This window comes from Fructilactobacillus frigidiflavus, assembly GCF_044054575.1.
Classification (GTDB): domain Bacteria; phylum Bacillota; class Bacilli; order Lactobacillales; family Lactobacillaceae; genus Fructilactobacillus; species Fructilactobacillus frigidiflavus.
This window is the reverse complement of the sequence record NZ_CP168716.1, coordinates 952,971-978,388: the sequence shown is the minus strand read 5'-3', so window position 1 is coordinate 978,388 and position 25,418 is coordinate 952,971. Positions and strand designations below refer to the sequence as shown.

18 protein-coding genes, 7 tRNA genes and 2 rRNA genes are annotated in these 25,418 nt (G+C 39.5%); 3 read left to right on the top strand and 24 right to left on the bottom strand.

The features are described from left to right. Positions 1–2: 2 nt before the first annotated feature. The 4 genes from cysS to ACEPSS_RS04880 form a co-directional block, all read right to left on the bottom strand. The gene (gene cysS, locus ACEPSS_RS04895; RefSeq protein ID WP_395320496.1) at positions 3–1,412 is read right to left on the bottom strand and encodes a cysteine--tRNA ligase; all 1,410 of its coding nucleotides are present in this window, start codon (positions 1,410–1,412) and stop codon (positions 3–5) included. Positions 1,413–1,525: 113 nt separating this feature from the next. After that, positions 1,526–3,016: a glutamate--tRNA ligase gene (gene gltX / locus ACEPSS_RS04890; RefSeq protein ID WP_395317911.1), complete on the bottom strand. Its 1,491-nt coding sequence runs from the start codon at positions 3,014–3,016 to the stop codon at positions 1,526–1,528. A 74-nt stretch (positions 3,017–3,090) separates the two neighbouring features. After that, entirely contained in the window at positions 3,091–4,473 is a 1,383-nt protein-coding gene (gene radA, locus ACEPSS_RS04885) for a DNA repair protein RadA (protein ID WP_395317909.1), read from the bottom strand. An 11-nt stretch (positions 4,474–4,484) separates the two neighbouring features. Next, on the bottom strand, positions 4,485–5,021 hold the full coding sequence (locus ACEPSS_RS04880) for a dUTP diphosphatase (RefSeq protein ID WP_395317907.1): 537 nt from the start codon (positions 5,019–5,021) through the stop codon (positions 4,485–4,487). Positions 5,022–5,168: 147 nt separating this feature from the next. Here ACEPSS_RS04880 and rpiA point away from each other — a divergent pair, with 147 nt between their 5' ends. Both rpiA and ACEPSS_RS04870 read left to right on the top strand, forming a co-directional pair. Beyond that, positions 5,169–5,855 (top strand): ribose-5-phosphate isomerase RpiA, encoded by a 687-nt coding sequence (gene rpiA, locus ACEPSS_RS04875; protein WP_395317905.1) that lies wholly within the window; start codon positions 5,169–5,171, stop codon positions 5,853–5,855. Between the two features lie 56 nt (positions 5,856–5,911). Further along, positions 5,912–7,246, top strand: a complete 1,335-nt coding sequence (locus ACEPSS_RS04870) for a C1 family peptidase (RefSeq protein WP_395317903.1) — start codon at positions 5,912–5,914, stop codon at positions 7,244–7,246. Positions 7,247–7,644: 398 nt separating this feature from the next. Here the strand turns inward: ACEPSS_RS04870 and ACEPSS_RS04865 are convergent, their stop codons facing one another. From ACEPSS_RS04865 to ACEPSS_RS04855, 3 genes are all read right to left on the bottom strand, one after another. Beyond that, complete coding sequence (locus tag ACEPSS_RS04865) at positions 7,645–8,385, bottom strand: hypothetical protein (protein WP_395317901.1); 741 nt, start codon at positions 8,383–8,385, stop codon at positions 7,645–7,647. A 140-nt stretch (positions 8,386–8,525) separates the two neighbouring features. Further along, positions 8,526–9,584 carry a WxL protein host-binding domain-containing protein gene (locus ACEPSS_RS04860; protein WP_395317899.1) on the bottom strand — a complete coding sequence of 353 codons (1,059 nt, stop codon included), beginning with the start codon at positions 9,582–9,584 and terminating at the stop codon, positions 8,526–8,528. Between the two features lie 74 nt (positions 9,585–9,658). Further along, on the bottom strand, positions 9,659–10,330 hold the full coding sequence (locus tag ACEPSS_RS04855; protein ID WP_395317897.1) for a 2,3-bisphosphoglycerate-dependent phosphoglycerate mutase: 672 nt from the start codon (positions 10,328–10,330) through the stop codon (positions 9,659–9,661). A 183-nt stretch (positions 10,331–10,513) separates the two neighbouring features. Between ACEPSS_RS04855 and ACEPSS_RS04850 the strand changes: the two genes are divergently transcribed. Next, a complete protein-coding gene (locus tag ACEPSS_RS04850; protein WP_395317896.1) occupies positions 10,514–11,683 on the top strand; it encodes an LCP family protein in 1,170 nt (389 codons plus the stop codon). 92 nt (positions 11,684–11,775) lie between these two features. Here the strand turns inward: ACEPSS_RS04850 and ACEPSS_RS04845 are convergent. From ACEPSS_RS04845 to ACEPSS_RS04765, 17 genes are all read right to left on the bottom strand, one after another. Continuing rightward, positions 11,776–11,861, bottom strand: a tRNA-Leu gene (locus ACEPSS_RS04845). A 59-nt stretch (positions 11,862–11,920) separates the two neighbouring features. Next, a complete protein-coding gene (locus ACEPSS_RS04840) occupies positions 11,921–12,358 on the bottom strand; it encodes a SprT family protein (protein WP_395317894.1) in 438 nt (145 codons plus the stop codon). Between the two features lie 49 nt (positions 12,359–12,407). Next, the gene (locus tag ACEPSS_RS04835; protein ID WP_395317892.1) at positions 12,408–14,576 is read right to left on the bottom strand and encodes a Tex family protein; all 2,169 of its coding nucleotides are present in this window, start codon (positions 14,574–14,576) and stop codon (positions 12,408–12,410) included. A gap of 50 nt (positions 14,577–14,626) precedes the next feature. Continuing rightward, positions 14,627–15,466, bottom strand: a complete 840-nt coding sequence (gene nadE / locus ACEPSS_RS04830; protein WP_395317890.1) for an ammonia-dependent NAD(+) synthetase — start codon at positions 15,464–15,466, stop codon at positions 14,627–14,629. A gap of 11 nt (positions 15,467–15,477) precedes the next feature. Next, positions 15,478–16,944 carry a nicotinate phosphoribosyltransferase gene (locus ACEPSS_RS04825; protein WP_395317888.1) on the bottom strand — a complete coding sequence of 489 codons (1,467 nt, stop codon included), beginning with the start codon at positions 16,942–16,944 and terminating at the stop codon, positions 15,478–15,480. Positions 16,945–17,044: 100 nt separating this feature from the next. After that, entirely contained in the window at positions 17,045–17,746 is a 702-nt protein-coding gene (locus ACEPSS_RS04820) for a GntR family transcriptional regulator (protein WP_395317886.1), read from the bottom strand. A gap of 51 nt (positions 17,747–17,797) precedes the next feature. Next, positions 17,798–17,869 (bottom strand) — tRNA-Gln (locus ACEPSS_RS04815). A 9-nt stretch (positions 17,870–17,878) separates the two neighbouring features. Continuing rightward, positions 17,879–17,961: transfer RNA gene (locus tag ACEPSS_RS04810), tRNA-Tyr, on the bottom strand. Positions 17,962–18,178: 217 nt separating this feature from the next. Then, complete coding sequence (locus tag ACEPSS_RS04805) at positions 18,179–19,669, bottom strand: peptide MFS transporter (protein ID WP_395317884.1); 1,491 nt, start codon at positions 19,667–19,669, stop codon at positions 18,179–18,181. A gap of 138 nt (positions 19,670–19,807) precedes the next feature. After that, complete coding sequence (gene glnA, locus ACEPSS_RS04800; RefSeq protein ID WP_395317882.1) at positions 19,808–21,154, bottom strand: type I glutamate--ammonia ligase; 1,347 nt, start codon at positions 21,152–21,154, stop codon at positions 19,808–19,810. Positions 21,155–21,169: 15 nt separating this feature from the next. Continuing rightward, positions 21,170–21,556 (bottom strand): MerR family transcriptional regulator, encoded by a 387-nt coding sequence (locus ACEPSS_RS04795; RefSeq protein WP_395317880.1) that lies wholly within the window; start codon positions 21,554–21,556, stop codon positions 21,170–21,172. Positions 21,557–21,691: 135 nt separating this feature from the next. Then, positions 21,692–21,764 (bottom strand) — tRNA-Thr (locus tag ACEPSS_RS04790). 58 nt (positions 21,765–21,822) lie between these two features. Beyond that, positions 21,823–21,895 (bottom strand) — tRNA-Asn (locus tag ACEPSS_RS04785). Positions 21,896–21,904: 9 nt separating this feature from the next. After that, a 5S ribosomal RNA gene (gene rrf / locus ACEPSS_RS04780) occupies positions 21,905–22,021 on the bottom strand. Between the two features lie 83 nt (positions 22,022–22,104). Further along, positions 22,105–25,020, bottom strand: a 23S ribosomal RNA gene (locus tag ACEPSS_RS04775). Between the two features lie 168 nt (positions 25,021–25,188). Beyond that, a tRNA-Ala gene (locus tag ACEPSS_RS04770) sits at positions 25,189–25,261 on the bottom strand. Positions 25,262–25,288: 27 nt separating this feature from the next. After that, positions 25,289–25,363 (bottom strand) — tRNA-Ile (locus ACEPSS_RS04765). Positions 25,364–25,418: the final 55 nt, after the last annotated feature.

Here is a 25,418-nt window from a genome sequence, read left to right as displayed (position 1 = left end):
CGCTAATTTTCCCTTCTAAATCGGGTTCCTTGAGGCGTATCTTCAAGGATAATCCCTTGTTCTTTTAATTCATCCCGAATCTCATCACTGCGTTGGAAATTGTGATCAGCTCGTGCTTGATTGCGTTCGGCAATTAGTTGTTCAACTTCGGCATCATCAAAAGCTGCCACTGTTAATTCAATTCCAAAGATTGCTGCTAGTTGTTTCAAGCGTTGCATAATTAATTCAATCGTTTCTTTGAAAACAACTGGCCGTTCGGCATAAACGTTGCCTAATTTAGCCATTTCATAGACTTTGGCAATTCCATTTTGCACGTTAAAGTCATCATCCATCGCATCTTGAAAATCAGCTTGCAGTTGACGAATTTCTTGATCAACTTTTGGATCTCCGTCCTCTTCGGCATCCTTCAAACGGTATTCCAAATTAGTATAAGCCGTTTGTAACTTCTTAAGGTTAGCAGCTGCTTCGTCTAAGCCAGCTTGACTAAAGCGAATTGGACGACGGTATTGCGTCGTTGACATCATAAACCGTAAGACTTGGGGATCAATTTTTTGAATTAAATCATGAACCGTCACAAAGTTACCGAGTGACTTACTCATTTTTTCGTCATCATCACCCACGGTCACAAACCCATTATGAAACCAGTAATTGACAAACCGTTTTCCCGTCTTCGCTTCACTTTGTGCTCGTTCATTTTCGTGATGCGGAAATTCAAGATCGATTCCCCCACCATGAATATCAAACGTATCGCCTAAATATTTAGTGGACATTACGGAACATTCAATGTGCCAACCCGGACGACCTTTGCCCCAAGGAGAATCCCAAGCAATTTCATCTGGTTTGGCTTTTTTCCATAAAGCAAAATCAATTGGATCTTCTTTTTTAGCAAGTTCATCCGCAGAAACGTGTTGGCTAGCACCACTTTCTAAGGTATCCAAGTCTTCATGCCCCAGTTCACCATACGTTTTAAACTTTCGGGCTCGATAATAAACATCACCATCAACACTATAGGCATACCCTTGGTCAATCAAGGATTGAATAAAATTGATGATTTCTGGAATGTTTTCCGTTGCACGCGGATTTAAAGTGGCTGGTTGAACGTTTAAAGCTTTAGTATCTGCAAAATAAGCTTTGATAAATTTATCAGCGACTTCTGGAACCGTAATTCCATCTGCTTTAGCAGCTTTAATCATTTTGTCGTCAACATCGGTAAAGTTCGAAACATAGTTAACCTCATAACCAAGGTATTCTAAATAGCGTCTGATGGTATCAAAAGCTACGACACTCCGAGCATTTCCAATGTGGATGTAGTTATATACGGTCGGACCACAGACATACATATTGACCTTGCCTGCCTGAAGTGGTTCGAAAACTTCCATTTCATTATTTAATGAATTATATACTTTTAACACCATAACTAACTACCTCCTACGTTTTTCATTTAATGATATCATATCGAAGCTTATTTTTCCCAAAACAAAAGGCCTAGTATGCAACTAGACCAATCATTTTAAAAATATTTTAATTATTTGCTAATTTGATCAAGCGTTTGTTGTAAATGCTTCAAAGTCTTTTCGCGACCAATCAATTCGATTGATTCTGGTAGTTCTGGACCTTCCATTTCGTGCGTAACCGCAATTCGAATTGGCATCCATAACTGACGACCTTTAATTTTAGTTTCTTTTTGCACTGCTTTAATTGTTTTTAGGATTTCAACTTTATCAAAAATTGGTAAGTCTTTAATCTTTTCGGCAAACGCCTTCAAAACAACCGGGGCTGTTTCATTATCAATTTCGGCAAGCGCATCACCCTTAATTAATTCAGGATCTTCAAAGAAAACATTAGCCATTTCGTTAATTTGAGCCATGTAACTCATTTGAGGACGGTAAACATCGATTAATTTACGAGCCCATTCAATGGTTAAAGCATCTGGATTTTCTGGTAAGTTACCACCTTTAATCAATTGACGTAAAGCCAAATCGACAATGGTATCTTCATCAGAATTTTTCACGTATTGGTTGTTAATCCATTCCAACTTTTTGCTATCAAAGGTCGCTGGTGATTTACTCAACCGTGATTCATCGTACATTTTGATGAATTGACGTTGGTTAAAGATTTCATCTTCACCCACTGGTGACCAACCTAATAACACAATGAAGTTAAACAAAGCATCAGGTAGGTAACCTAATTCATGATATTGTTCGATAAATTGAAGCACTGTTTCGTCACGTTTACTTAACTTCTTACCAGTATCAGCACTGATAATTAAACTCATGTGACCAAACTTAGGTGCTTGCCAACCAAAGGCTTCATAAATCATTAATTGCTTAGGCGTATTGGCAACGTGATCATCACCACGGAAAACATGGCTAATTTGCATGTTGTGGTCATCCGCTACTACGGCAAAGTTGTAAGTAGGCATTCCGTCACGTTTTACAATAACGAAGTCCCCACCAATACTATCAGAATTAAAGGAAACGTGGCCTTTAACCAAATCATCCCATTCGTAAGTATGGTTCTTAGGGACGCGGAATCGAATAACTGGTTTCAACCCTTTAGCTTCTGCATCCGCAATTGCGGCTTTGCGTTCGGCTTCAGTCATGCCAGCAAATTCGTATTCATAATGAGGCATCACGCCACGAGCTTTTTGTTCTTCTCGTTCCGCTTCTAGTTCCTCTTCAGTCTTGTATGAATAGTAAGCTTTATCTTCATCTAATAACTGTTGAATCAATGGATCATAAGTAGCTTGACGTTCTGATTGACGGTAAGGACCAAAGTCGCCACCAACATCAGGACCTTCATCCCAGTCAAGGCCTAACCATTTAAGGTTATCCAATTGACTTTTTTCACCATCGGCTACGTTACGTTTTGTATCAGTATCTTCAATCCGAATGATGAATTTGCCCTTATAATGACGAGCAAAAAGATAGTTAAAAATTGCAGTTCTTGCGTTACCGATATGCAAGTGTCCAGTAGGACTAGGAGCATAACGAACACGAATTTTATTATTTGCCAATTAAATCTCTCTTTTCTATATCTAGTCTACATTTAATTTTACAATTATCTCACTTAAAAATAAAGCTGTGGTGTCTATTTCTTTAAAGCAATTTTTAAAGCTTCCCGAATGGTCGTGACGCCAACTACTTCAATTTCCGCGTCAAGCTTTAAGCCATCCAAGTTATGTTTGGGCACAATTACCCGAGCGAACCCTAATTTAGCAGCTTCGCGAATTCGTTGCTCAATTCGATCAACCCGGCGAATTTCCCCAGTTAGGCCTAATTCACCAATGTAACATTCTTTGGGATCCGTACTAATATCTTCATAACTGGAAGCAATACTGATGGCCATCGCTAAATCGATCGCTGGTTCGACTAACTTAACGCCCCCAGCCGCTTTCAAATAAGCATCTTGATTTTGTAACATCAAGCCTGCTCGTTTTTCTAAAACTGCCATAATCAAAGAAACCCGATTCCGGTCAACTCCAGTTGCAGTTCGTTGCGCGTTTCCAAAGACGGAAGGCGTAATCAAAGCTTGTAATTCCACCAAAATGGGCCGAGTCCCTTCCATGGCAACCACAATGGCAGATCCCGTCGCATTGTGTAACCGTTCTTCTAGAAAAATTTCCGATGGATTAGCCACTTCTTTTAAGCCGCTATCAACCATTTCAAAAATTCCTAACTCATTGGTCGAACCAAATCGATTTTTCACTGCCCGCAATAAACGATAGGAATGATGCTTATCGCCTTCAAAATACAACACCGTATCAACCATATGCTCTAAAGTCTTGGGACCAGCAATTGCTCCACCTTTCGTCACATGACCAACAATGAAAATTGTAATGTTGTTGGTTTTGGCAATGTTCATTAAGTCGGCAGTCACCCCTCGAACTTGGGAAACCGATCCAATTGCAGAGGCCACATCGCCTTCTTGCATGGTTTGCACGGAATCAATGATAACGACATCCGGTTTCACGTTAGCAATCGCTTCTCGAATCGCCGTCATATCAGTTTCCGGAAAAACGTAGAGATTATCAAAGTGTTTAACGCCTAACCGATCAGCCCGCATCTTGACTTGATCTGCACTTTCTTCTCCAGTTACGTATAAAACTCGTTTACCAGACTGGCTTAACTGCCCTGAAACTTGTAATAGTAAAGTTGACTTTCCAATTCCGGGATCCCCACCGATTAAAACTAAGGAACCAGGAACCACGCCACCACCTAAAACGCGGTTCAATTCGTTAGACTCAATTTGATAACGTGGTGCATCATGAGCATCAACATCATCAATTAAAGTGGGCTTGGATTTCTTTCCTTCAAAAGAAACTCGAGTAACGTTGGCCGTCTTGGTATCATTTTTGGTGACCGTTTCTTCTTCAAAAGTGTTCCATTCCCCACAGTTGGGACAACGGCCTAGATACGTGGGTGAAACATACCCACAGTTAGAACACACAAAGCGTGTCGATGCTTTTGCCATGCAAATTCCTCCTATTTTCCTGAAGAACCAAAGCCACCAGTTCTAGTTGCCTTGGGTTCTTCATCATTATCAGCTAGTAAAAACGGCATGAAAATCCCTTGTCCGATTCGTTCGCCCTTTTTAATCTGGCGATCTTGAATCCCAAAGTTCATCATTTGGACAAAGATTTCGCCTTCATTATTTTCGTTATCGTAATAATCAGCATCAATCACGCCAATCCCATTTGGAATGATCATCCCGCGTTTTAAAGGATTGCTAGACCGATTGGCAATGATTAAAACTTCATTTTCTTGCATGTAAGCCTTAATCCCGGTCGGAATCAAGTACGGCTGCAAAACTTTACGCGCCGTTTCAGCATCCGTCTCCGATAAATTTTTCGCCGTAAAAATCACTTTCAAAGCGTTTAAAAAGCCGATTTTCCAAATTGATGGCAAAGTCATATCAACGGAACTAGCAAAATCATACCCCGCGGCATTTTTGGTCGCCCGTTTGGGTAATTCTAAGCCTAAATCTTGAGCTTGTGAGACAATTTTGAATCCTCTTTTCATTTGTAAAACTCCTAACTTTTAAATAATTGGATACTACCATTCTACCAGTATTTAGAGCCTTTTTACATAACTTGACAAATCGTCAAAATCCATGGAAAATAGCCTTTAGAATTAAACAATACGAATGTTCAATTGAGGGGATTATTGATGGATAGCGAAGCCGTAAAAAAACAAAAAGCCCAAGTCGGTCGTGAAGCGGTCGACTTCATTAAAGATGGAATGATTGTTGGAATTGGAAGTGGTTCGACCATGTGGTACCTCGTCGAAGCACTTGGTCAACGAGTTCAAGCTGGTCTAAAGATTATTGGAGTACCTACTTCTAAATATACCAGAGAACACGCCGAAAGATTAGGCATTACGATGAAAAACGTTGATGAAGTTGATCACATCGATTTAACGATTGATGGGGCTGACCAAATTGACGAAAATTACCAGGGAATTAAAGGTGGCGGTGCTTCGCATTTAATGGAAAAAATCGTGGCCGTTAATTCTCGGAAAAACATGTGGATTGTTGATGAAACCAAAATGGTGAAAACTTTAAATTATCCAGTGCCACTTGAAGTTATCCCTTACGGCAGTAAACAACTAGAAAAGCGGCTTGCTAAAATGGGCCTTAACCCTAAATTACGTTTAGGTGAAGACCATCAACCAATTACCACTGATTCCAAGAATTACATCATTGATTTATTCTTGGATCATATCGATGATCCGAAAGCGCTGGCTGCAACCCTCGATTCAATTACCGGGATTGTCGAACACGGTTTCTTCTTAGACATTGCCAATACGATTATTGTGCAACACCCAGAGGGACCACAAATCATTAATGCCCGCTAAACCATTAAATTACGCTATAATAAAGCCAAACAATTATTTTGGGAGGCTTTTTTATTATGGATAAACCAATTGAACCAAAAAGTATCAAACGCTATGCCAATAACTTAGATGAGATTGCGGATGCTAACGTAGTTCGTCGTGCCGTAACGCATAACGGAATTTTAAAATCAGCTGCTGACTATGAAGCAAATGCAGCAATGGATCCAATTTTCTCAGTGGATGTTTCTAGCCAACATGTTGCTAACCAAAAACAAAGTGGAAGATGTTGGGTATTTGCTGCCTTAAATACCATGCGGACGCAAGTTGAAAACAACTTTAACGTACCAAAGGATTTCGAATTATCACAAACTTTTACTTTCTTCTGGGATAAATTCGAAAAATCAAATTACTTCTTAAACAACATTATTAATACAGCTGATCAACCGTTAGATTCACGGAAAGTTAACTTCTTGTTAGCTACTCCTCAACAAGACGGTGGTCAATGGGACATGCTCTGTGCTTTGATTGAAAAATACGGAATTGTGCCAAAATCAGCTATGCCAGAAACTTATAACAGTAACATGTCTTCTGAAATTAATGCGGCTTTAAACACGCAATTACGTCATGATGCCGTGATTTTACGTAAACTTGTTAATGACGGTCAAAGCGAAGAAATTATCAACGCTAAACGCGACGACATGATGAATGAAGTGTATCGGATGTTAGTCTTTGCCTTTGGCGAACCCGTTGATAAATTTAATTTTGAATATCGGGATGCCGATAAAAATTATCACATTGATGAAGATTTAACGCCCAAAGCTTTCTTTGACAAATACATTAACTTAGACCTTGAAGAATACATCTCCATCATTAACTCCCCTACTGCTGACAAACCCTTTAACAAGACTTACACTGTTGAAATGCTTGGTAACGTAGTTGGTGGTCGCGCTGTTAAACACTTTAACCTTCCAATTGAAAGATTAAAGGAATTAACGATCAAACAACTTCAAGCTGGTGAAACAGTTTGGTTTGGTAGCGATGTTTCCATGGATAGCGACCGAAAAGCCGGGATCTTGGACACTAATTTATACCACGTTGATGACTTAATGCATACCGATAATTCCCTTACTAAGGCTGAACGCCTTGACTATGGTGAAAGTGTCATGAACCACGCCATGGTAATCACTGGTGTCGACCTTGTTAACGGACAACCAACTAAATGGAAAGTAGAAAACAGTTGGGGCGATAAAGTTGGTGAAAAAGGTTACTTCGTCATGAGTGACGACTGGTTTAGCGAATTCGTTTACCAAGTGGTGATTAACAAAAAATACTTAACTCCTGAAGAACGTGAACAACAAACTGAAGAACCAAAAGAACTAGCTCCTTGGGATCCAATGGGAACTCTTGCATAATTAAATACGAATTTAGTTTTACATTAATGGTATTGGTATAAAAATCCAACACCTTTTTTTGTTATAAAAAATAACACATTAAAAATGTTGACATTCACGTAATTATTCATATTCTAATAATTATTTGTAATGTATCATCGTAAAATTAAAACAATCAAAAGATACTGCTATTAGTTTAAAAAACAGAACATTTAGACGAATTAAATTAATTTATGACTAACAAAAAAAGATCTCATCACAATTGTGATGAGACCTAAATCCCTTTATACCAAAACTATTTGACAAAGAACCATAAAATATCAGAATAACTTCTTAAAAATAATTAATTATAAATTTAAAATTTTTTGTATCCTTCAAAACTAAAATGTTTAAATTTATAATCAATTAATAATTTACTATTAATTTCCATTTTTATTAAGTTTATTATTTAATTCATCATACATTTGATATGCCTTTTTTTCCGTATTATTCTTCTTACTATTTAAAATTTGATCTTTTCTAATAATAAAGATATTTGGAGTTATAATTTTAACACTATAAAAATTTTTAGACTTTTTTGGTTTCTCATAATAAGCCATTACAAGTTTACTTTTATTAGACGAGTAATGAATTAAGTAAAAAGTATGAGGAATCATATTTCCCTTAGAAAAGGCATATTCATTACTTAATTCACATGTTGAATTAAGTCCTTTATAATTTAATGCATTATCGAATGTATATAGGGGATTAAATTTAACAAATTTTTTCCCATCATCATGTTTTTCTTGAAGGCTTTTCAAAGTATTATTAGCATCTAAAAATAGGACTTGTGGAGTATGGTATTCATATTTGTTTTTTGTTTTGGTTATAAAATCAATACTATTTGCAGTTCCTGAATTTATTTTTAATACAATTGGATCAGTAAATACTTTCCCCTTATCTTTTATATGATATTTATAATCTTCTCTTGTACTTGCTATATTGTTTGAAAATGGTAGATAAGAATTAGTAACCTTATTTTGTTCATTATTTGACATATAACTCATGAAAGAAACAACAATAGCCACCAAAGATAAAACTAACGAAGCACTACTAAAAATACTATTTTTAGTATATTTATTTTTTTTATTAATTCCGTTCATAATACGTTTACTATTCATAATTTGTCTCCAATCTAGTAATTTATAATTCTGTTTAATTATAAAAGTTATTATTTTAAAATTCAAGAAATTAGAATAATATCAATTATATTATAAAAAGCACTTGAATTCGCGGGGGAATTCAAGTGCTTTTACTATCTTTATTTATCTAAACCTTCACGTTGATTACGAATCTTTAATAACCAGTAAATTAATCCAGCAATTAACCCAAAGAAAACAATTACACAGAAAACAAATCCCCAGGGAATCGAATGCGTGATTTTAGCATTTAACCTAATCGCATCCCAAACGGAAACCGTGAAATCTTTTTCTAAGAACCAGGTTCCACCTTTACTCCCCAGTTGGGGATCACTACTACTAATTTTCACTTTCATCGTGTAAGCCCCAGGAGTAATTCGGGGAGTTAACCAAGGAATTTCAAACTTAAATTGGTTATTAGGTCCAATTTGACCATTTTTAAGCGTTCGTTGCGCAACGACGTCATTCGTTCCTTTTTTTACCACACTCGCTTTGTAGTCCATTTGGCCTAAAATATCCGGATGGTTATTAATAATCATTGCATCAACGGTATTATGGTTTTTCCAAGTATCTGGTTTCACCTTTTTCATGGAAAGATTTGGTGAAGAAGTCCCCTTATTAATCATAATGGCCACGGGATAAGCAACTTTTTTAGCATGTTGTTTGGTTGGATGTTCTAGGATATATACTCCACCCAAAATGGTCCCGTTAAACTTTTGAAAAACTGGATTATCGGGGGTTTGCACGTGGAAATGTAAATCCCGACTTTCGCCTGGCTTTAAGGTAACATCATGTTCACTCGTATCAGTAGGCGTTACGATTTGTTTAAAATCAAATAAGTTTTTAACTAACTTCCCGTTCCCGTCATAAATCATTTTGGCAGCTTTGGAAGTCGTCGCTTGATTAACGCTAGTGGTAAAGCGGACATCCTGGTCAGTACTAGGGTTGGTAACTTTGATGACCAAGTCCTGGTTAAGTTGATCATTATTACCGAGCCGAAAATCAAAAAAACTACTATTTTTATTTTGAAATTTAAGGTCCTTGGTTTGTGGTTCAACTTTCAAGGGAACCTCTTGGCTAACTGTTTCAGCATGACTAGGAGCTGAAACTGTCATTAAAACCCCCACAAAACTCAGCAATACCAATAATGGAATTGCTACTTTTTTTAAACTATTTGACATATTATTCTCCATTCTATAAATCACTAACGATCTTTAGAAATTTTGTATTTATTTTTGAACCATCTTAAATAATACTACTTTAAGATCTCTTTTTTAAGAATTCGTAATTCTTTATCTAAGGTATAAACAATTGGTTCAGCATTGCCGACTTCTACCCCATCAATCCCAAAATCATCGATATTTTCCAAATACTTAATTAAAGCGCGTAATGAACTTCCGTGGGCCACCACTAACTGATTTTTGCCAGCCATTAACCGTGGGGCAATTTCATCAAGCCAGTATGGAACCAAGCGTTCATACGCCATTTTTAAACTTTCAGCTGGGGGTTCTTCAATCCCAGCAGCATGATAGCGCCGTAAAGTGGGAACTTCTGCTAACTTAGGTGGGACTGCTTCAAAACTCCGCCGCCACTGCATAAATTGTTCATCGCCAACTTCTGCTCGCACTTGCTTTTTATTTTTTCCGCGTAAGGCCCCATAATGCCGTTCGTTTAAACGCCACGTTTTATGTTGTGGAATCCAAAGTTGATCCATTTCAGATAAAACAATATTTTCTGAATTAATTGCCCGTTTTAAATAAGAAGTGTGAGCGTCATCAAATTGGATCTGTAACTCATTTAATTTTCGACCAGCTTCGTGAGCGGCCCTTTTTCCTGCTTCAGTCAAAGGCACATCACTCCAACCAGTGAAAGTATGGTTATAATTTGCCACACTTTCACCGTGTCGCATTAGAACTAACTTACTCATGTAATCGACCTCGCTGATTCTTTTCTCTTTCCTATGTATTGTAGCATATCTAGCGGTTTGATTTAATCATTCGTCTTCACTAAAATTAAAAAATTGATTGAATTTTTTCATGACTTACTAGGACAGTTAGTGGGCATTGGGCTATAATAAGAGCAAGCTTATTACATATTAAAAGGATATATCATGACAGAAAACGAAAATAATAACTTTAATCCGAATCGCCGTTCTGGCAGAAATCATTTCATTAATGATCCTAACTATGCTCCTCAAAAGCAACCTGCACATCAGTCTAAAGCAGCTGCCAGGCCAATAGTTGAAAAAGAATATCATCCAATTGCATGGACCGTCTTGGTGCTGCTTTTAATCATCATGACCATTGGCCTAAGCTTTGGTTATACCCAATACAAAAAAGCACAAGATACGTTTGGCGATACCTACATGGCTAGTCGCAGTTCGCGTAATGTTTCGAGTATCTTAAAGGAGCGAAAGCCCTTTTCCATTCTTTTGATGGGAACTGATACCGGCGCCCTTGGTAGAAAAGATAAGGGTCGCACCGATTCTTTAATTGTTGCCACGGTTAATCCGAAAACGAATACAACTAAGTTTATTAGCATTCCCCGTGATACAAAAGTCGTAGTTCCCGGTGATCGAATGCCCTACGAAAAAATTAACGCCGCCTATACCATTGGTGGACCTGATTCCGCGACCGAAGTTGCCAGTAAATTGTTAAACATTCCCATTGATTTTTATGGCGTAATTAACATGGGGGGGATTAAAAAAATGGTCAATGCGGTCGGTGGTGTGGATATTACGCCTAACTTGACCTTTGACTACGAAGGCATTAGCGTGAAAAAAGATCATCCCGAACACATGAACGGGCAAACCGCCCTTCAATATACCCGCATGCGTTACCAAGATCCGCTAGGTGATTACGGTCGACAAATCCGGCAACGGCAAGTCTTAGAACAAATCCTTAAAAATGGTTTGAAAGTTTCATCAGTTACTAAATATAGTGATATTTTAAAATCCTTAAAGGGCAATATCCTCACTAATTTAACCTTTGACGATATGATGACGGCTGGGGCAGCTTATCGTGGTGCCACTAAAAACATTCAAGAAGATACCTTGCAATGTGACAACGCCACGGTTGATGGAGTTAGTTACCAAGTCGCTCCAAATGACGAATTACTAAAAATTTCCAATGAACTTCGGCAGTCCTTGGGCTTAAAGAACTCGCCAGCCCTTACTAAAGATCAAAAGCACATTAATTCAAATAGCGGTGCCGATAAAGATGACAGCTTCTTCAATGATCAAGTAACGGCTACGCATAATGACGAAATGGTTAATAATTAATAGCAAATTCATCTGCAAACTTTGTAGATGGATTTTTTATTTTACAAAAAAAAGCAGCTCTCATAAGAGAACTGCTTTTTAACTGTCATTAGTGCGGCCAAGAAGATTCGAACTTCCACCGGGAAAACTCCCGACAAGATCCTTAATCTTGCGCGTCTGCCAATTCCGCCATGGCCGCATATTTAACAGTATTTAGTATACCAACAAACGACCAATAACGCAATACTAATTTTAAAATCAATTCGTCTGAATTAGCTGTAACTTTCCATGACACTTACTACAAACGTAGCGGAGCGTATCAATGCGCCGTTGTCGATTGTATTTTTGCCCACATTTGGTACATTGATATTCATACTTATAGTTACGATCAACGCGTGGTGCATAACGACTACCACCTACTTGTTGTAATAACCGCTTAAACGATACCGTATTATGCTTTCCCGAATGACCATTTAAGTGCAAGTGATAATGCACTAATTCGTGCTTGATAATCCCACTTAAAACTTCCGGATTATCAGCCATTTTCGGATTAATATCAATGTTATGGTCTTTCAGATGATACCGTCCACCCGTGGTTTTTAAGCGGCGATTAAAATAGGCCCGATGTAAAAACGGTCGTTTAAAATAAGTCTGTGAAAGTTTTTCCACTAAAATTTGTAATTCTTGATCTGTCATATTTACCCCCAGGTCTTTTTTCTAGCCAAAGATAAATACGTGTAACCTTTTATTCTGGTTCAAGCATGGATAATTGAATCCGATTACGTTCCACATCAACTGATAAAACCCACACATCGACAATATCCCCAACTGAAACGACGGTCGCTGGATCTTTAATAAATTTATGACTCATGTGGGAAATGTGGACTAACCCATCTTGTTTTACTCCAACATCGACAAAGGCTCCAAAGTCAATGACGTTGCGGACCGTGCCCTGTAACTTCATTCCTGGTTTCAAATCATCAATTTTCATCACATCTGATTTTAATAACGGGGCCGGCATTTGATCACGTAAATCTCGTCCCGGCATTTTAAGTCCATTTATCAAGTCCGTCACAAACTCTTCAGTTAGTTCAAACTGCATCGCTAAATACTTAATCTTTGCATTTTCTAAACATTGTACAGCGACATCGGTACCTAAGTCAGCCACAGTTAAATCGAGCGCCTGCAATACCCTTTTCGCAATGGCATAACTTTCTGGATGAATATCAGTATTATCTAATGGATTATTTCCGTCAATAATGCGTAAGAACCCCACTGATTGTTCATAAGCTTTGGGTCCCAAGCGTTTCACTTTTTTAAGTTGGTTTCGGTTGGTAAAACTACCGTTTGCTTCTCGATAGTCAACGATATTTTGCGAAATGGTAGCTGATAAGCCCGAGATGTGTTCCAATAACTCTGGACTGGCCGTATTTAGGTTCACTCCCACTTGGTTAACCGCTGTTTCCACTACCCGATCCAATTGTTGGTCTAAGTGTGATTCTGACACATCGTGTTGGTATTGACCGACTCCAACTGCTTTGGGGTCAATCTTAATCAATTCAGCTAACGGATCTTGTAACCGTCGTCCAATACTAATGGCCGACCGTTCTTCGACGTGTAAATCAGGAAATTCTTTACGGGCATTAGCACTCGCTGAGTAAACGGATGCACCCGATTCATTCACAATCACATAATGAACTGGGAAGTCAATTACTTTTAGGGCATCCGCCACAAATAACTCTGATTCTCGTGATGCGGTTCCATTTCCAATCGCAACCATTTCCACGTGATATTCCTTAATTAAATCAATGAACTGTTGCTTAGCGTGAACAATTTTAGCTTCACTAGCCGGTTTCGTCGCAAAGATAATTTGCTTGTGCAAAAATTTACCGTTCTTATCCATAATAGCTAACTTACAACCCGTTCGATAAGCGGGATCAAAGCCCAAGGTTACTTTTCCTTTAATCGGTGCTTGCATCAAAAGGTGATATAAATTTTTACCAAAGACTTTAATTGCATGTACTTCCGCCGTTTCCGTTAATTTAGCTTGAACTTCACGGGCAATGGCGGGTCGAATTGATTTCCGATAAGCTTCTTTGACTGCCTCTGCCACAAATTCAGCAACTGAACCACGATGTTTACCAAGCACTGTAAAGTTTAAGTATTTCAAAATGACATCTTCGTTAACGTCAATTTTAACCTGTAAGATTTTTTGCTTTTTCCCACGATTAATTGCTAGTACCCGAAAAGACGGAATTGTTTTAATCGTTTCGGAAAAATCATAGTAGTTTGCATATACTTGATTTTCATCAAGTTCCTCAGCCTTACTTTTTAATTTAGTAACCATCAATCCATTTTTCTCGGTATAGTTTCGAATCCATTCTCGAAAAATCGCGACATCCGCGACCGATTGACTGATAATGTCAGCTACACCACTTAAAACTTCCGTAACATTATTTAACCCCACGGCTGGATTAACGTAACTTGCGGCTAACTGTTCTGGCGTTTGGTTTGGGAATGTCATCATTTGATTAGCTAACGGCGTTAACCCTTGTTCATCAGCCAGCATCGCCTTGGTCTTGCGCTTTTGTTTGTATGGTAAATACAAGTCTTCCACTACCTGAATATCCGTAGCCGCTTTAATTTGCGTTTGTAATTTATCAGTTAGTTTACCCTGTTCCGCAATTTTATTAATAACATCCGTTTTTCGATTACTTAACTTTAATAAACGCTGATATGTATCTTGAATGTTGCGAATTTGGACTTCATCGAGGCTTCCCGTTCGTTCTTTTCGATAACGCGCAATGAAGGGCACCGTATTGCCTTCCTCTAATAGGGATAAAGTCGTTTCAATTTGCTGGGAATTAACGTCAGCCAGGTCTTGACTAACTTGTTTGATAATTTCTGTTTCCATAAATGCCTCCAATATAAAAACTCCGTTATGCTAACGAAGTTTCTAGTTGCTTATTTCCAAAATGTATCATAAACCGTAATTGGTGCATGTCGTTTATGTTCGGTCTTTTTGTACCAATTTTCAATGGTAGCAGCCGCTTTTTCACTAACGTCTTTGCCTTCTAAGAAATCATCAATTTCCTTATAACTCACGCCAAGGGCCACTTCATCAGGTAGTGCCGGACGATCATCTTCTAAGTCTGCAGTTGGAGTCTTTTCATAGAGATGCTTAGGTGCATTTAAGGCCTCTAACATTGCTCGTCCTTGACGTTTATCTAAGCGCCAAAGTGGCGTAAGATCAGCTGCTCCATCTCCAAACTTAGTGTAAAAACCAGTGACAGCTTCAGCCGCATGATCAGTTCCAAGAACAATTCCCTTATGAGCACCCGCAATCGCAAATTGAGCAATCATCCGTTCACGTGCTTTAATATTACCCTTGTTAAAATCTGAAATCTCATCGCCATTAGCTTCCACAGCACTTAACATTGCATCAGTGGCTGCTTTAATGTTGACGCGTTCAACTTTGTCAGCACCAATAAATTTAATTGCTTCCATCGCATCTGATTCATCGGCCTGTTCGCCATAAGGTAAGCGAACTGCAATAAATTGATAATTCGGATTACCAGTCTCTTCACGTAGTTCTGACATGGCCATTTCGCCTAATTTACCAGTTAAAGTGGAGTCTTGTCCACCAGAAATCCCTAGCACCGCCGTTTCCAAAAAAGAGTTCTTTAAAAAGTACGCTTTAATGAAATCCACACTCCGACGAATTTCGGTTTGGGGGTCAATTTGAGGTTGCACTTTTAAGGCTTCAATAATTTTTGTTTGCATTTGTTTTTGGTTTTCGTTCATAAGTAATCACCCTATTGTAAACGTTTTTGTCCGCCATTACGGATTTGTTTAATTAATTTGATTTTATTATCCCAAGCTTCTTGGGAAAGATCGACTGGGTATTTTTCTGGGTTAAGCATCCGCTTATATTCAGGCCAGAGTAACTCGCGAACTGTATCAGCATGTTTTTTAGTTTCTTTTAAAGTTGGTAACTGGTAAGTCAATTTCCCGTCAACAAAGATGTCTTTCAATAATGGTTCGGCATTGAAATTTGTAATCGTTTTATTGATGTATGTGTATTGGGGATGGAACATGTAAAGTTCTTTTTCCACCCGAGGGTCTTCACTGGCTAAAGTTACGTAATCACCTTCAGATTTACCATCTTGTTTTTCGGTAATCCGCCAAACTTGTTTCTTACCAGGGGTTGAAACTTTTTCCGCATTATTGGAAAGTTTGATGGTATCAACCATCTTACCATCTTTATCTTCCACGGAAACTAATTTGTACACGGCTCCTAAGGCTGGTTGGTCAAAAGCCGTAATGACTTTCGTCCCGACACCCCAGACGTTAATTTTAGCGTGTTGCATTTTCAAACTACTGATGGTGTATTCATCTAGGTCATTGGAAGCATAAATTTTAGTATCAGGATAACCAGCTTTATCAAGCATTTCTCGCACTTTTTTAGAGATATAAGCCATATCACCAGAATCAATTCGAACTCCGTTAAAGTTAATCTTATCACCCATTTCACGGGCAACGCGGATTGCTTCTGGCACTCCACTCTTCAACGTATCAAAGGTATCAACTAAGAAGACACAATCTTTGTGGGTTTCCGCATAGGCTTTAAAAGCATCGTAATCGTTCCCAAAAGCTTCCACTAAGGAATGCGCATGAGTTCCCGAAATGGGAATCCCAAATTCTTTTCCCGCTAAAACGTTCGAAGTTGCATCAAATCCACCAATGTAGGCTGCCCGCGTTCCCCATAAGGAAGCAGAAACTTCTTGTGCCCGCCGTGATCCAAATTCAAGTAACGGATCATTACCAGCCACACTCCGAATCCGAGAAGCTTTTGTCGCAATCAAAGTTTGATAATTAACGATGTTAAGAATGGCAGTTTCGACTAATTGACATTCGGCAATCGTGCCTTCCACTTGGACGATTGGTTCGTTGTTAAACACTAAATCACCCTCGTAAGCTGACCGAATCGTTCCTTTGAATTTAAAGTTGCGTAAATAGTCTAAAAACGCTTCAGAATAATCGCCTTGTTGCCGTAAATAGTCAATATCTTCATCAGTAAAATGGAGATTTTGAATGTAATCAATGACGTGTTCCAATCCTGCAAACACCGCATACCCGTTGCCAAATGGCATATCACGGAAATAAACTTCAAAAACGGCGTGCCGATTTTGCATCTTTTTCGCAAAATAAGTCGCCATCATATTAATTTCATAATCATCAGTATGCAAAGTAAGGTTTGCATTAACATCTATGGTTGACATTTTTTATTCCTCCAGAATAAAACAAAACTTAGGAACCCAATTATATGAGTTAATTTTAACATTAATCGCCGTAAAGTAAAAAAAGCCGTTTCGTTGGGCTTTATTTGTTTAGGTAGAACTCAAAACGTTGCGCTACGTACTGGGTTTCCACAAATTCAAACGGTTTTTGGTTTTTTAAATAAGAAATTTGTTTTAATTTTAGAATCGGATCACCAGCTTTGATATCCAACATTTCGGCAATTCGCGGACTAGCCAAAATTGCCGAAATATATTGCTTGGCGTTGGCCGGGATAATCCCCTTTTGTTCAGCTAACGACCGGTAAAACGATTCGGTCACATCGACCTGAGGCATCCCTTTAATCAATTCAGCACTGACAGTCGTCGTTTCTAAACAAATTGGTTCACCATCCCCAAAACGAAGCCGTTCCATCCGTAAAACACGTTCATTAGCTTTTAATTCTAAGGCCTGGGATTCTTTAAAGGTTGGTTCAATAATTTTATAGGAGAGCGTCTTACTACTGGGAACTTTTCCCACGGCTTCCATGGTCTCCGTAAAGCTAGAGATTCCTGACATATGTTCTTGCACTTTTTGGTTGGTCACAAACGTCCCTGAACCAATAGCACGACGCAGTAGACCTTCATCAATTAAAGTTTGCACGGCCTGACGCAAGGTCATCCGGCTCACATGGTAAGTTTCTGCTAACTTACGTTCTGAGGGAATCCGTGTGCCTACTTGCCAACTACCCGCTTCAATTTTTTGTTTTAAGTCATTGTGAATCTGAATGTAAACTGGTAAATTCATAAATCCCCCTATAAAAAAAATCGACTGACAAAATGTCAGTCGATTTAGCTATTGGGCTAGCTGGGATCGAACCAGCGCATACTAGGATCAAAACCTAGTGCCTTACCGCTTGGCCATAGCCCAAAAATAAAATGGAGGGGAGTGGATTCGAACCACCGAACCCGAAGGAGCGGATTTACAGTCCGCCGCGTTTAGCCAGACTTCGCTACCCCTCCGCATTGCTTAATTGATTAGGTCACCCAATCAACATATATAATATTAATGGATATCGGCGATCTTGTCAACAAAATATGCAAAAAAAATCAAAAAAAATTCAACTTTTTTTGCAATGTGCTTTTAATCCCGTCATAGCGCGGTTTCTTTCGAAAAAAATTTAACCAAAAAAGCCTGAATTCAATTAAAAATTCAGACTTTTTACAAATTTAATTTAAATTACTCAACATTTTCCATCAAACTTAAGATTGGTTTAACGAAAAATAATAATACTACACTAGCTGCAACTGCAACTAAACCAATAATTCCAAAGTAAGCAATTTCATGTCCTGGTGTGTAGAAACGCGCAATTTGTGAGTTAACGGCTTGTCCAGCGGCATTTGATAAGAACCACATACTTAACATTTGGGCTCCAAATGCTTTTGGTGCTAGTTGAGTAGTAACTGATAATCCAATTGGTGAGATTAGCATTTCCCCAATTTCAATGATTGCCCAACTACCCACTAACCAAAGTGGATTAACTTTAGCAGTTGACCCAAAGAGGAGCAATGGAATTACCATTAGTAAGAATGAAAGTCCTGAGAAGAATAACCCATAGGCAAACTTCTTTGGCGTTCTTGGTTGACGCTTACCTAGTTTGCTCCATAAAAGCACAAATAATGGCGTGTAAAGCATGATAAACAGCGGGTTCAATGACTGATACCAACTTGGATCAATCTTTAACCAACCTAAGTTATTGTTAGTTTGGTTAGCAGCAAAGGTTGCTAAAATACTAGAACCTGATTCTTCAATACCCCAGAAAATCATGGCACCAATGAATAAAGGAATGTAAGCAAGCACTTTTTTACGTTCATCAGCAGTAACCTTCTTACTCCGTAGCATAATTACAAAGTAAATAATTGGCGTAATAATGGCCACGATACTTAGTAGTGAAACAAAGTTATCAATCGTAAGGATGCCGATTAATTTCATTGCGTAAACAATGGCAGCAAAGACTACTAAACCACCGATAATTGCCCAAGCAGCTTTTTTACCTTCACCAGCAAGAAATGGATCAGAAGGCTTTTCTCCGTCGTCTCCAAGCGTTTTGTTTCCCCCAAAGTAATAGAACAAAAGTCCAAAGAACATTCCAATAGCGGCAAGTGAGAAACCGAGGTGATAATTATATGAAGTAGAAATCCAACCACAAACTAGTGGTGAAATAAATGCTCCAAAGTTAATCCCAAACACAAAGATGGTAAAGGCACTTTCCCGCCGAAGATCATCTGGTTTGTATAACTTACCCACCATATCAGAAATATTAGGCTTTAAAAGTCCTGTTCCTAAAGTAATAAAGGCAATCGAAGCGAATAAACCAACTAGTCCAGCTGGAAGGGATAAGGAAATGTGACCTAACATGATTAAAATTCCACCATACAGAACGGTCCGACGACTTCCTAAAATTCGGTCACTAATGTAACCACCCACCACTGAAGCAAGGTAAACTAAAGATCCATAAATTGCCATAATTGATAAACCTGTAGTTTGTGATAAGCCCAAACCACCTTCTGAAACCTTGGCAACAATGTAGAACAATAGGATTGCTCGCATCCCGTAGTAACTAAATCTTTCCCAGAATTCCGTGCCTACCAAAGCCGCTAAGCCCTTAGGTTGACCGAAAAACGCATGATCCATTGCTGAATCGATTTCTTTTTTATTTTCCACAATCATCTCTCCTATTTAATAGTATAAAAGAAAGTATACCCCTTATTTAATGTTTATTCAAATTGAACATCTGTATACAAATCAACTAAAAAAACGACTTAATTAAATTAACTAAGTCGTTTTGATAGTTATTTACGAATTATTTTAAAGCATATCTAAATAACGATCACGTTCCCATTGAGAAACGTTTTGACTGTAAGCGGTCCATTCCATGTTTTTCGCATCTAAGAAGTTTTGGTAAATATGAGGACCCATAGCATCTTCCATTAATGGATCTTTAGCATATTCTACTAAAGCATTGTGTAATGAAGTTGGTAATTTTTCAATGTGATCAAGTTTAAGTTCTTGGCCGTCCATTGAATAAATATTACGATCAACTGGTTCTTCTGGTTCAATCTTATTTTTAATTCCATCTAGTCCAGCTTTTAAAATGGCAGCAATGGCTAAGTATGGGTTAGCTGATGGATCAACACTTCTTAATTCAAGTCTAGTTCCCTTACCACGAGCGATTGGAACACGGACCATTGGTGAACGGTTTGCACCAGACCAAGCAATGTAAACCGGTGCTTCAAAACCAGGAACTAACCGCTTGTATGAGTTAACCGTTGGGTTACATACTGCCGTTAAAGCTTTGGCATGTTTCAATAATCCACCTAAGAAGTAGTAAGCAGTTTGTGATAATTGACCTTCACCATTTTCATCATAGAAAGCGTTGTTACCATCTTTATCAAAGAGTGACATGTTCATGTGCATTCCTGAACCGTTTACCCCATTTAAAGGCTTAGGCATAAAGGTTGCGTATAAGCCGTAACGTCTAGCAACTGTCTTAACGACCATTTTGAAAGTTTGAATGTGGTCGGCAGCAACGACTGCGTTGTCATATTCAAAATCAATTTCATGTTGTCCAGGGGCAACTTCGTGATGAGATGCTTCCACTTTGAAGTTCATCTTTTCGAGTTCAAGTACCATATCACGACGCACGTTAGCAGCTAAATCCATCGGTGCTAAATCAAAGTAACTTCCTTTATCATTTAATTTTTCGGTTGGACGACCATTTTCATCCAGTTCAAACAAGAAAAATTCTGGTTCAGGTCCAATGTTAAAGTCACTGAAACCTAATTCTTTCATTTCTTCAAGTACTCGCATTAAGTTATTACGGGGATCACCGGCAAATAATTCACCATCAGCTGTGTAAACAGAACAAGTAATTCGTGCAACTTTACCGTGTTCATCTCCCCATGGAAAGACCATAAAAGTATCAAGATCTGGATGTAAGTACATATCACTTTCTTCAATTCGTACAAACCCATCAATTGAAGAACCATCAAACATTAACTTTCCTGCTAATAATTGATCTAATTGACTGATTGGAACTTCCACGTTTTTAACGGTCCCAAGTAAATCAGTAAACATTAAACGAAGAAAACGAACGTATTCATCTTTAACCATTTTTTTAATATCTTCAGGTGTATACTTTGCAGTTTTTTCCATTACTTTATCTCCCTTTTATAAATGTCCTTGTTTGAACTGAGGATTGTTATCAACATAGAAGCCACCGGCTTTCATGATATCATCACGGAGGTACTCACGAACTCGTTCGTCGCTAACACTTTGCCGTTGGTTAGCCTTTTTACTAGCAAGACGGCGCCGTTGTTTTTCGTAAACTCTTTTCACTTGCTCAATATTCATTCCTTCATCTAGATAATCTTTAACTTCTAGAATACGATCAATATTATTTAGCGAATAGAGCCGCCGATTACTTTCGGTCCGTTTTGAATTTACAAGACCACAATCATCGTAATATCTAATCTGGCGTGCGGTTAATGATGTTAGTTTCATGACTGTACCCATCGGCAAAACTGCCATTGAGCGTCTTAATTCCTTTTCACTCATATTAATAGCTCCTCATTGACTGTAATGATAAGGGTATTTAAAGTAATGGTCAACAAGTCATGTTACATTTCGTGACATAAGGACACAAAAAAAGAGAAATACATCATTTGGATGTATTTCTCTTTAAATTATCGATGCTGATTAGAGGAGTCGAACCTCCGACCTTCGGTTTACGATGCCGATGCTCTACCAACTAAGCTAAATCAGCAAAAATAACATTCTATAAATCAAAAGCGCTAACCAAGCAGTTAACGCTTTTCATTTAACTCCGACAGGCGGGCTCGAACCGTCGACAACCTGATTAACAGTCAGGTGCTCTACCAACTGAGCTATGTCGGAATAATAATCGCGTGGCAACGTCCTATCCTCGCAGGGGGCGATCCCCCAACTACTTTTGGCGTGCTGAAGCTTAACTTCTGTGTTCGGCATGGGAACAGGTGTATCCTTCAGGCTATCGCCACCACACTATTTTGTTTGAGAACTTTGTTCTCTCAAAACTAGACAATATTATTTTCTTCCGATTAACTTCCATTGTATCTTCATTCTACTTGGTTAAGTCCTCGACTGATTAGTATTAGTCCGCTTCACGTATCACTACGCTTCCACTTCTAACCTATCTACCTGATCATCTTTCAGGAGTCTTACTTCCATATAGGAATGGGAAATCTCATCTTGAGGCGAGTTTCACACTTAGATGCTTTCAGCGTTTATCTCATCCATACATAGCTACTCAGCAATGCGCCTGGCGGCGCAACTGATACACCAGCGGTATGTCCATCCCGGTCCTCTCGTACTAGGGACAGCTCCTCTCAAATTTCCTGCGCCCGCGACGGATAGGGACCGAACTGTCTCACGACGTTCTGAACCCAGCTCGCGTACCGCTTTAATGGGCGAACAGCCCAACCCTTGGGACCAACTACAGCCCCAGGATGCGATGAGCCGACATCGAGGTGCCAAACCTCCCCGTCGATGTGAACTCTTGGGGGAGATAAGCCTGTTATCCCCAGGGTAGCTTTTATCCGTTGAGCGATGGCCCTTCCATATGGTACCACCGGATCACTAAGTCCGACTTTCGTCCCTGCTCGACCTGTATGTCTCGCAGTCAAGCTTGCTTTTGCCTTTACACTTTAGGAATGATTTCCAACCATTCTAAGCAAACCTTTGAGCGCCTCCGTTACTGTTTAGGAGGCGACCGCCCCAGTCAAACTGCCAACCAGACACTGTCTCCGCGCACGATTAGTGCGCAGGGTTAGAGTGTTCACATAACAAGGGTAGTATCCCACTGACGCCTCCACCGAGACTAGCGTCCCGGCTTCTATGGCTCCTACCTATCCTGTACAAGTTATGTAAACACCCAATATCAAGCTACAGTAAAGCTCCATGGGGTCTTTCCGTCCTGTCGCGGGTAACCTGCTTCTTCACAGGTATCTTAATTTCACCGAGTCTATCGTTGAGACAGTACTCAAATCGTTACGCCTTTCGTGCGGGTCGGAACTTACCCGACAAGGAATTTCGCTACCTTAGGACCGTTATAGTTACGGCCGCCGTTTACTGGGGCTTCATTTCGGTGCTTCGCCGAAGCTAACACTTCCACTTAACCTTCCAGCACCGGGCAGGCGTCAGCCCATATACTTCATCTTACGATTTTGCATAAACCTGTGTTTTTGATAAACAGTCGTTTGAGTCTTTTCACTGCGGCTGGCCGTGAGGCCAGCACCCCTTCTTCCGAAGTTACGGGGTCATTTTGCCGAGTTCCTTAACGATAGTTCTCTCGCTCACCTGAGGATACTCTCCTCGACTACCTGTGTCGGTTTGCGGTACGGGTAATTAATTACTAACTAGAAGCTTTTCTCGGCAGTGTGACGTCAGATACTTCTCTACTTAAATTTCGATCCTCATCATCGCTTGTCAACGCGCTTAAAAGCATTTAACTCTTAAACTGACTTACGATTTGAACACACATTTCCAATCGTGTGCATATCTTAGCCTACTGCGTCCCTCCATCGTTCAAACATAATTAACTAGTACAGGAATCTCAACCTGTTATCCATCGCCTACGCTTCTCAGCCTCGGCTTAGGTCCCGACTAACCCTGGGTGGACGAGCCTTCCCCAGGAAACCTTAGTCATTCGGTGGATCAGATTCTCACTGATCTTTCGCTACTCATACCGGCATTCTCACTTCTAAGCGCTCCAGTAGTCCTTACGGTCTACCTTCATTGCCCTTAGAACGCTCTCCTATCACGCAACATAGTTGCGTCCGCAGTCTCGGTAATATGCTTAGCCCCGGTAAATTTTCGGCGCAGAATCACTCGACTAGTGAGCTATTACGCACTCTTTAAATGGTGGCTGCTTCTGAGCCAACATCCTAGTTGTCTATGCAACTCCACTTCCTTTTCCACTTAGCATATATTTAGGGACCTTAACTGGCGGTCTGGGCTGTTCCCCTTTCGACGATGGATCTTATCACTCATCGTCTGACTCCCGGACATAAATCAATGGTATTCGGAGTTTATCTGAACTCAGTAATCCTAGATGGACCCCTTGCTCAAACAGTGGCTCTACCTCCATGATTCTAATTCCGAGGCTAGCCCTAAAGCTATTTCGGAGAGAACCAGCTATCTCCAAGTTCGTTTGGAATTTCACCGCTACCCACACCTCATCCCAGCACTTTTCAACGTACACGGGTTCGGACCTCCGGTGCGTATTACCGCACTTTCATCCTGGACATGGGTAGATCACCTGGTTTCGGGTCTACGGCAACATACTAATACGCCCTATTAAGACTCGCTTTCGCTACGGCTCCGCTTTTTCGGCTTAACCTTGCATGCAACTGTAACTCGCCGGTTCATTCTACAAGAGGCACGCCATCACCCATTAACGGGCTCTGACTGCTTGTAGGCACATGGTTTCAGGAACTATTTCACTCCCCTTCCGGGGTGCTTTTCACCTTTCCCTCACGGTACTGGTTCACTATCGGTCACTAGGGAGTATTTAGCCTTGGGAGATGGTCCTCCCAGATTCCGACGACGTTTCACGTGTGTCGCCGTACTCAGGATCCTGAACTGAGGGTATTTGATTTCGTTTACGAGACTATCACTCTCTTTGGTGTAGCTTCCCAACTACTTCAACTATCAAATACTTTTGTAACTCAAATGTTCAGTCCTACAACCCCGAACCACAAGGGTTCGGTTTGGGCTGTTCCCCGTTCGCTCGCCGCTACTTAGGGAATCGAAATTTCTTTATATTCCTGTGGGTACTTAGATGTTTCAGTTCCCCACGTCTGCCTCTGCATAGCTATGTATTCACTATACAGTGACCAGTCATAACACTGGTCGAGTTTCCTCATTCGGAAATCTCCGGATCAAAGCTTACGTACAGCTCCCCGAAGCTTATCGCAGTTAGTTGCGTCCTTCATCGGCTCCTAGTACCAAGGCATTCACCATGCGCCCTTATTAACTTAACCTATAATCCGACGGATTATAAATTATTTGAGTTTTAGCGATTAAAACTAATTAAAAAACTCAAAAATAACACAATGGTTATTTCTCGGTTCAATTATATAAAAATATAATTATTACAGAAAATAATATTATCTAGTTTTCAAAGAACAAAATTGACACATTAGTGTCAATGGAGAATAGCGGGATCGAACCGCTGACCCCCTGCTTGCAAAGCAGGTGCTCTCCCAGCTGAGCTAATTCCCCATAATATTCAAAACCGATTCCTCGGTATGGGCCTAAGTGGACTCGAACCACCGACCTCACGCTTATCAGGCGTGCGCTCTAAACCAGCTGAGCTATAGGCCCAAAGAAGCGAATACTATGAATATGTATTTAAGAGTAAATACTCTCAAAACTGAGC

What these genes read in the sequence shown, in the direction of transcription:
- radA (WP_395317909.1), bottom strand. Translation starts at nt 4,473, where the DNA reads ATGGCAAAAGCATCGACACGCTTTGTGTGTTCTAACTGTGGGTATGTT.
- ACEPSS_RS04880 (WP_395317907.1), bottom strand. Translation starts at nt 5,021, where the DNA reads ATGAAAAGAGGATTCAAAATTGTCTCACAAGCTCAAGATTTAGGCTTA.
- rpiA (WP_395317905.1), top strand. Translation starts at nt 5,169, where the DNA reads ATGGATAGCGAAGCCGTAAAAAAACAAAAAGCCCAAGTCGGTCGTGAA.
- ACEPSS_RS04870 (WP_395317903.1), top strand. Translation starts at nt 5,912, where the DNA reads ATGGATAAACCAATTGAACCAAAAAGTATCAAACGCTATGCCAATAAC.
- ACEPSS_RS04865 (WP_395317901.1), bottom strand. Translation starts at nt 8,385, where the DNA reads ATGAATAGTAAACGTATTATGAACGGAATTAATAAAAAAAATAAATAT.
- ACEPSS_RS04860 (WP_395317899.1), bottom strand. Translation starts at nt 9,584, where the DNA reads ATGTCAAATAGTTTAAAAAAAGTAGCAATTCCATTATTGGTATTGCTG.
- ACEPSS_RS04855 (WP_395317897.1), bottom strand. Translation starts at nt 10,330, where the DNA reads ATGAGTAAGTTAGTTCTAATGCGACACGGTGAAAGTGTGGCAAATTAT.
- ACEPSS_RS04850 (WP_395317896.1), top strand. Translation starts at nt 10,514, where the DNA reads ATGACAGAAAACGAAAATAATAACTTTAATCCGAATCGCCGTTCTGGC.
- ACEPSS_RS04840 (WP_395317894.1), bottom strand. Translation starts at nt 12,358, where the DNA reads ATGACAGATCAAGAATTACAAATTTTAGTGGAAAAACTTTCACAGACT.
- ACEPSS_RS04835 (WP_395317892.1), bottom strand. Translation starts at nt 14,576, where the DNA reads ATGGAAACAGAAATTATCAAACAAGTTAGTCAAGACCTGGCTGACGTT.
- nadE (WP_395317890.1), bottom strand. Translation starts at nt 15,466, where the DNA reads ATGAACGAAAACCAAAAACAAATGCAAACAAAAATTATTGAAGCCTTA.
- ACEPSS_RS04825 (WP_395317888.1), bottom strand. Translation starts at nt 16,944, where the DNA reads ATGTCAACCATAGATGTTAATGCAAACCTTACTTTGCATACTGATGAT.
- ACEPSS_RS04820 (WP_395317886.1), bottom strand. Translation starts at nt 17,746, where the DNA reads ATGAATTTACCAGTTTACATTCAGATTCACAATGACTTAAAACAAAAA.
- ACEPSS_RS04805 (WP_395317884.1), bottom strand. Translation starts at nt 19,669, where the DNA reads ATGATTGTGGAAAATAAAAAAGAAATCGATTCAGCAATGGATCATGCG.
- glnA (WP_395317882.1), bottom strand. Translation starts at nt 21,154, where the DNA reads ATGGAAAAAACTGCAAAGTATACACCTGAAGATATTAAAAAAATGGTT.
- ACEPSS_RS04795 (WP_395317880.1), bottom strand. Translation starts at nt 21,556, where the DNA reads ATGAGTGAAAAGGAATTAAGACGCTCAATGGCAGTTTTGCCGATGGGT.